Raw genomic sequence first — 6,144 nt, forward strand, 5'->3', positions numbered from 1 at the left:
CGGTCACGGCGCGGCCTCCCGGCACCAGAACAGGACCGATCGCGTGGCCACCGCGACGACGAGGTCGTCCTGGTTGCGCCCGGTGTGCTCGAGCGTCACGACCCCTTGGCCCGGCCGCGACTCCGAGAGCCGCTTGTCCCGCACGATCGTCGACGAGTACAGCGTGTCTCCGTGGAACAGCGGGTGCGGGAACCGCACGTCGGTGAAGCCGAGGTTCGCGACGATGGTGCCCTGGGTCAGCTGGTCGACCGAGCTCCCGACGAGCACCGCGAGGGTCATCATCGAGTTCACGAGCCGCTGCCCGAACGGCTGCGCGGCGGACCACGCGGCGTCCAGGTGCAGCGCCTGGCCGTTCATGGTGAGCGTGCTGAACAGGACGTTGTCCGCCTCGGTGAGTGTGCGGCCGGGGCGGTGCACGTAGCGGGTGTCCAGCTCGAGCTCCTCGTAGTAGAGGCCGCGCTGCTCGACGTCCTTCGTCATCGCGGCGCCCCCGCGAAGCCCAGCTCGCGCGCGATGACCATGAGCTGCACCTCCGTCGTCCCCTCGCCGATCTCCAGGATCTTGGAGTCGCGATAGTGCCGTGCGACGGGGTTCTCGTTCATCACGCCGTACCCGCCGAAGATCTGCGTCGCGTCGCGCGCGTTCGCCATGGCCGCCTCGCTCGCGATGAGCTTGGCCAGGCTGGCCTCGAGCTTGAACGGCTGGCCCGCGACCAGCCGGTGCGCGGCGTCGAGCCAGGCCAGTCGGGCCGAGTGCACGCGGGACTCCATGCGGGCGATCGTGAACGCGATGTGCTGGTTCTCGCCGATGGGGTGGCCGAACACGTTGCGGCTCTTCGCGTAGCGCATGGCCTCCTCGAGGCAGCCCTGCGCGGCGCCCGCGCAGAGGGCGGCGAACGCGACCCGGCCCTCGTCGAGCGTCTGGATGAACTGCGCGAAGCCGCGGCCGCGCACGCCGAGCAGGTTCTCCGACGGGACCCGCAGGTCCTCGAAGCGCAGCGGGTGGGTGTCCGAGGTGTGCCAGCCGACCTTGTCGTACGCGGGCAGCACGGTGAGCCCGGGCGTCCCGGCCGGCACGAGGATGGCGGTGAGCTCCTTCTTGATCGAGCCGTCGTCTCGGACGCTCTCGCCGGTCACCGCGGTGATCGTCAGGAGCCGGGTGATCCGGGAGCCGGAGTTGGTGATGAACTGCTTGCTGCCGTTGATCACCCACTCGCCGCCCTCGAGGCGCGCGGTCGTCTTCGTCCCGCCCGCGTCCGACCCCGCGTCGGCCTCCGTGAGCCCGAAGGCCGCGAGCGCCTTGCCCTGCGCGAGCATCGGGATCCACTCCTGCTTCTGCGCCTCGGTCCCGCTGCGCCACACGGGCATCGCCCCGAGCCCCACGCCGGCCTCGAGCGTCACGGCGATGGACTGGTCGACGCGGGCCAGCTGCTCGACCGCCAGGCAGAGGTCGACGTAGTCGCGCCCCTGACCGCCGACCTCCGTCGGGAACGGCAGGCCGAACAGCCCCATGTCCCCCATCTGGGCGAGGATCTCGTACGGCAGCTCGCGCTTCGTGTCGTACTCGTAGGCCGCCGGTGCGACGACGGAGTCCGCGAAGTCGCGCACCTCGTCGGCGAGCTTCTGCTGCTCGGGGGTGAGGTCGTAGGTCATGCCGGGATCCCTTCGTCGGGGTGGCCGGAGATGGTGGCCACCACGTGGTCGAGTGCCACCCGGTCGGTCGGTCGGACCGTGAGGGTGACGATGCCGTCGCTGGGGGCGACGACCCGGTGCTCCATCTTCATCGCCTCGATGACCAGGAGGGTCTGACCTGCGACGACGCTGTCGCCGGTCGCCACGTCGGTCGAGACGACGATGCCGGGCATCGGAGAACGGACTACCGGGTCCGCGGCCCGTTCGCCCCGGCTGCGCGTGGCCAGCTGCTCGGCGAGCCGCTCGACCCGGGTGATGACGCGCAGCTCGTCGTCGCCGACCCACAGGACCGGGCCGTCGACCGCGAGACGGCGCGAGTGCACGACGCCGTCGACCTCCACGTCGACCGTGTCGGTCTCACGCCGCACGAGGCTCGCGCGCCTTGTAGCCCCGTCGATCGTCACGGCGGAACCGAGCACGGAGACCTCGCCGATGTCCCGGAAGTCGTAGCGGCTGGGTCGCGGGTCGCCGAGGCGCCAGCCGTCGGACCGCCAGGGCCGGCTGCCGGGCGTGCCGTGGAGCCACAGCGCCGCCGCGACGACGGACACCGGGTCGGGTTCGCGGGTCGTGGGAGTCAGCCGCCCGAGCAGCCCGGTGTCGAGCCGACCGGCCCGCACGTCGGGATCGGCAAGGATCTGGCGCAGGTACGCGATGTTGGTGCGCACGCCGAGGATGGTCGTGCGGGCAAGCGCCCCGTCGAGGCGAGCGAGCGCCTCGTCTCGCGACGACCCCCACGCGACGACCTTGGCGAGCATCGGGTCGTACATCGACCCGATCTCGAGCCCGGCTCGCAAGGAGCTGTCGACCCGGATGCCCTCGCCGGCAGGCTCGTCGAGAAGGAGCACGGTCCCCGACGACGGCAGGAAGTCCCGCGCCGGGTCCTCGGCGTAGACGCGCGCCTCGACCGCGTGACCGGTCAGCTCGACGTCGTGAAGCGTCAACGGCTCCCCCGCCGCGATCCGCAGCTGCCACTCGACCAGGTCCAGCCCGGTGACCAGCTCGGTGACCGGATGCTCGACCTGCAGCCGCGTGTTCATCTCCATGAAGAAGAACTCCGTGGGCGCGTCGTCGGACACGAGGAACTCCACGGTCCCGGCGCCGACGTAGCCGACAGTCCGCGCGACGTCGCAGGCGGCCTCGCCGATGGATGACCGCATCTGCTCGGAGAGCAGCGGCGACGGCGCCTCCTCGATCACCTTCTGGTGCCGACGCTGCAGCGAGCACTCGCGCTCGCCGAGGTGGATCACCGTGCCGTGCTCGTCGGCAAGCAGCTGGACCTCGATGTGCCGCGGGGTGGTCACCAGGCGCTCGAGCAGCAGGGTGTCGTCGCCGAACGCCGACGCGGCGAGGCGACGGGCGCCGGCGAGGGCGTCGGCGAGGTCGTCCGCTCGCTCGACGACCACCATCCCCTTGCCGCCCCCGCCCGCCGACGGCTTGACCAGGAGCGGGTACCCGACGCGTTCGGCGGACTCGGCATCGGCCACCGACGAGCCGGGGATCACCGGCACACCGGCCGTCGACACGTGCTCCTTGGCGCGGCTCTTGTCGCCCATGACCTCCAAGGCCTTGACCCCGGGGCCGACGAACACGACACCCGCTGCCTCGCACGCGCGGGCCAGGTCCGCGTTCTCGGAGAGGAAGCCGTACCCGGGGTGGATGGCCTCGGCGCGGGTACGTCGGGCGGCCGCGATCACCCCCTCGATCGACAGGTAGCTCTCGATCCGCACGGCCTCGTCGGCCCGCGAGACGTGGAGCGCCGACCGGTCGGCGTCGGTGTAGACGGCGACGGCCCGGATGCCGAGCCTCTGCAGGGTCGAGATGACCCGGCACGCAATCTCCCCGCGGTTCGCCACGAGCACGCTGGTGAACACGGCCGTCACATCCGGAACAGGCCGAGGCGCGGCTCGCCGAGCGGCACCGTGGCGCAGACGTCGAGGGCCATGCCGAGGATGCGACGCGTGTCGGCCGGGTCGATGATCCCGTCGTCCCAGAGTCGCGCGGTCGCGTAGTAGGGACTCCCCTGCGTCTCGTACTGCTCGCGCAGCGGCGCCTTGAACGCCTCCTCGTCCTCGGCGCTCCAGTCGTCACCCAGCTGTTCGCGGCGCACCGTGGCAAGCACGGACGCCGCCTGCGGGCCGCCCATGACCGAGATCCGGCTCGCGGGCCACATCCACAGGAACCGTGGGTCATAGGCCCGCCCGCACATCGAGTAGTTGCCGGCTCCGAACGAACCCCCGATGACGACCGTCAGCTTGGGCACGCGGGTGGTCGCGACGGCGGTGACCATCTTGGCGCCGTGCTTCGCGATGCCGCCGGCCTCGTAGTCCCGACCGACCATGAAGCCGTTGACGTTCTGCAGGAACACCAGCGGGATGCCGCGCTGGTCGCACAGCTCGATGAAGTGAGCGCCCTTGAGCGCCGACTCGCTGAACAGCACGCCGTTGTTGGCGACGATGCCGACGGGGTGCCCGTGCAGCCGCGCGAACCCGGTGACCAGCGTCGTCCCGTACTCGCGCTTGAACTCGTGCAGCTCGCTGCCGTCGACGAGCCGCGCGATCACCTCGTGCACGTCGTACGGCGTCAGCAGGTCGGTGGGCACGACGCCGTACAGCTGGCCCTCGTCGACCTTGGGCGGGCGGGTCTCGATCACGTCCCAGGCCGTCGTGCGTGGAACAGGCAGGGTCGCGACGATGTCCCGGACGATCTGCAGCGCGTGCGCGTCGTTCTCCGCCAGGTGGTCCGTGACCCCCGAGGTCCGCGCGTGCAGCTCGCCGCCGCCCAGGTCCTCGGCCGTCACCACCTCGCCGGTCGCCGCCTTCACCAGCGGCGGGCCGCCCAGGAAGATCGTCCCCTGGCCCCGCACGATGACGGTCTCGTCGCTCATCGCTGGCACGTAGGCACCGCCGGCCGTGCAGGAGCCCATGACGCAGGCGATCTGCGGGATGCCCTCGGCCGACATCCGGGCCTGGTTGAAGAAGATTCGGCCGAAGTGGTCCCGGTCCGGGAACACCTCGTCCTGCTTGGGCAGGAACGCGCCGCCGGAGTCGACGAGGTACAGGCACGGCAGCCGGTTCTCGAGCGCGATCTCCTGCGCGCGCAGGTGCTTCTTCACCGTGAGCGGGAAGTAGGTGCCACCCTTCACGGTCGCGTCGTTGGACAGGACCATGACGTGCCGGCCGTGCACCAGGCCGATGCCCGCGATGACGCCGGCGCCCGGGGCCTCGCCGTCGTAGAGCCCGTCGGCGGCCAGCGGCGCGACCTCGAGGAACGGGCTGCCCTCGTCGAGGAGGACGTCGATGCGCTCGCGCGGCAGCAGCTTGCCGCGGGCCACGTGGCGCTCGCGGGACTTCTGCGGACCGCCCAGCGCTGCCGTGCGGAGCCGGTCGTGCAGCTCGCCGACGAGCGCGCGCTGAGACTCGTCGTTCGAGGTGAACGACGGCGCGGCGGGGTCGGCCGTGGTGCTGAGCATCTCCATCGACGCTATCTCCAAGGGGTGGCTGGAGAAATCAGTTCAGTTAGGGATCGCTAACTGAAATCAGGCTAGTCTGCGATCACGTCGTTGTCCACGAAGGGGCCCTGATGGCCGAGCAGCTCGACACCCTCCCGACAGCCCGCGGCCGCGCCAAGGCCGAGCGCCGCGACGCGCTGCTGTCGTCCGCCGCGCGGCTGTTCGCCAGCCGCGGCTTCGACGGGGTGTCGATCGAAGACCTCGGCTCGTCGGTCGGCGTCAGCGGCCCCGCCGTGTACCGGCACTTCCCCAGCAAGCAAGCCGTGCTGGCGGCGCTGCTCGTCGGGGTCAGCGAGGGTCTGCTCGTCGGCGGCCGTGCGGTCGTGGACGACGCCTCCGACCCTTCGTCGGCGCTCGTCGCGCTGGTCCAGTTCCACGTCGACTTCGCCCTGCGCGACCCCGACGTGATCCGCGTGCAGGACCGCTCCCTCGCCGCCCTGTCGCCGCAGGACCGCGAGTCGGTTCGTGACCTGCAGCGTCGCTACATCGACCTGTGGGTCGAGGTGCTGCGGCGGCTCAGCCCGTCCACCGATCGCGCCGAGCTGCGGCTGCGGGCCCAGGCGACGTTCGGCCTGCTGAACTCCACACCGCACAGCGCGCGGTCGGTCTCGACCGCTCGCACCCGTGCGCTCCTGGAGGAGATGGCACTGGCTGCGCTGGGGCGATAGCGCCGCGGCGCGTCGCGGATCGGGTGCGATCCACCGGCTCTGACCTCCGCCGTTTCCTCTGGTCAGAGACGAATGTCAGTGGTCGATCGTACACTTGTTCTATGCCCACATCGGGCGATCGGTGCAAGGCGGGAGGTGGCGACGATGACGGCAATGCTGGCCGAGCGCACGCTCGCTGACCACACCGCGAACCAATCCCGCAGCACCGGCACCGCTCCGCCGCCGGCTCCGGCTGTGGCCGCGCCGCCGGCCCCGGCTGTGGCCGCGGCCCCGGCTG

5 protein-coding genes are annotated in these 6,144 nt (G+C 71.3%); 1 reads left to right on the plus strand and 4 read right to left on the minus strand.

From position 1 onward, the window contains the following. Positions 1–3: 3 nt before the first annotated feature. The 4 genes from AC1DYZ_RS11505 to AC1DYZ_RS11520 are packed head-to-tail and all read right to left on the minus strand — an operon-like array spanning position 4 to position 5,166. Complete coding sequence (locus AC1DYZ_RS11505; RefSeq protein ID WP_477065323.1) at positions 4–480, minus strand: MaoC family dehydratase; 477 nt, start codon at positions 478–480, stop codon at positions 4–6. Continuing rightward, a complete protein-coding gene (locus tag AC1DYZ_RS11510) occupies positions 477–1,652 on the minus strand; it encodes an acyl-CoA dehydrogenase family protein (protein ID WP_477065324.1) in 1,176 nt (391 codons plus the stop codon). Before AC1DYZ_RS11510 ends, AC1DYZ_RS11505 begins: the two co-directional genes overlap by 4 nt. Beyond that, the gene (locus AC1DYZ_RS11515) at positions 1,649–3,562 is read right to left on the minus strand and encodes an acetyl/propionyl/methylcrotonyl-CoA carboxylase subunit alpha (RefSeq protein ID WP_477065325.1); all 1,914 of its coding nucleotides are present in this window, start codon (positions 3,560–3,562) and stop codon (positions 1,649–1,651) included. Before AC1DYZ_RS11515 ends, AC1DYZ_RS11510 begins: the two co-directional genes overlap by 4 nt. Positions 3,563–3,567: 5 nt before the next feature. Continuing rightward, a complete protein-coding gene (locus AC1DYZ_RS11520; protein WP_477065326.1) occupies positions 3,568–5,166 on the minus strand; it encodes a carboxyl transferase domain-containing protein in 1,599 nt (532 codons plus the stop codon). A 104-nt stretch (positions 5,167–5,270) separates the two neighbouring features. On the opposite strand from AC1DYZ_RS11520, the gene AC1DYZ_RS11525 reads away from it, so the two are divergent. Beyond that, positions 5,271–5,867 carry an SACE_7040 family transcriptional regulator gene (locus AC1DYZ_RS11525; protein ID WP_477065327.1) on the plus strand — a complete coding sequence of 199 codons (597 nt, stop codon included), beginning with the start codon at positions 5,271–5,273 and terminating at the stop codon, positions 5,865–5,867. Positions 5,868–6,144: the final 277 nt, after the last annotated feature.

The sequence above is a fragment of the Cellulomonas sp. P1_C4 genome (genome assembly GCF_056406355.1).

Excerpts from the sequence above, each read along its gene's own strand:
- AC1DYZ_RS11510 (WP_477065324.1), bottom strand. The coding sequence starts at position 1,652 with ATGACCTACGACCTCACCCCCGAGCAGCAGAAGCTCGCCGACGAGGTG.
- AC1DYZ_RS11525 (WP_477065327.1), top strand. The coding sequence starts at position 5,271 with ATGGCCGAGCAGCTCGACACCCTCCCGACAGCCCGCGGCCGCGCCAAG.
- AC1DYZ_RS11520 (WP_477065326.1), bottom strand. The coding sequence starts at position 5,166 with ATGGAGATGCTCAGCACCACGGCCGACCCCGCCGCGCCGTCGTTCACC.
- AC1DYZ_RS11505 (WP_477065323.1), bottom strand. The coding sequence starts at position 480 with ATGACGAAGGACGTCGAGCAGCGCGGCCTCTACTACGAGGAGCTCGAG.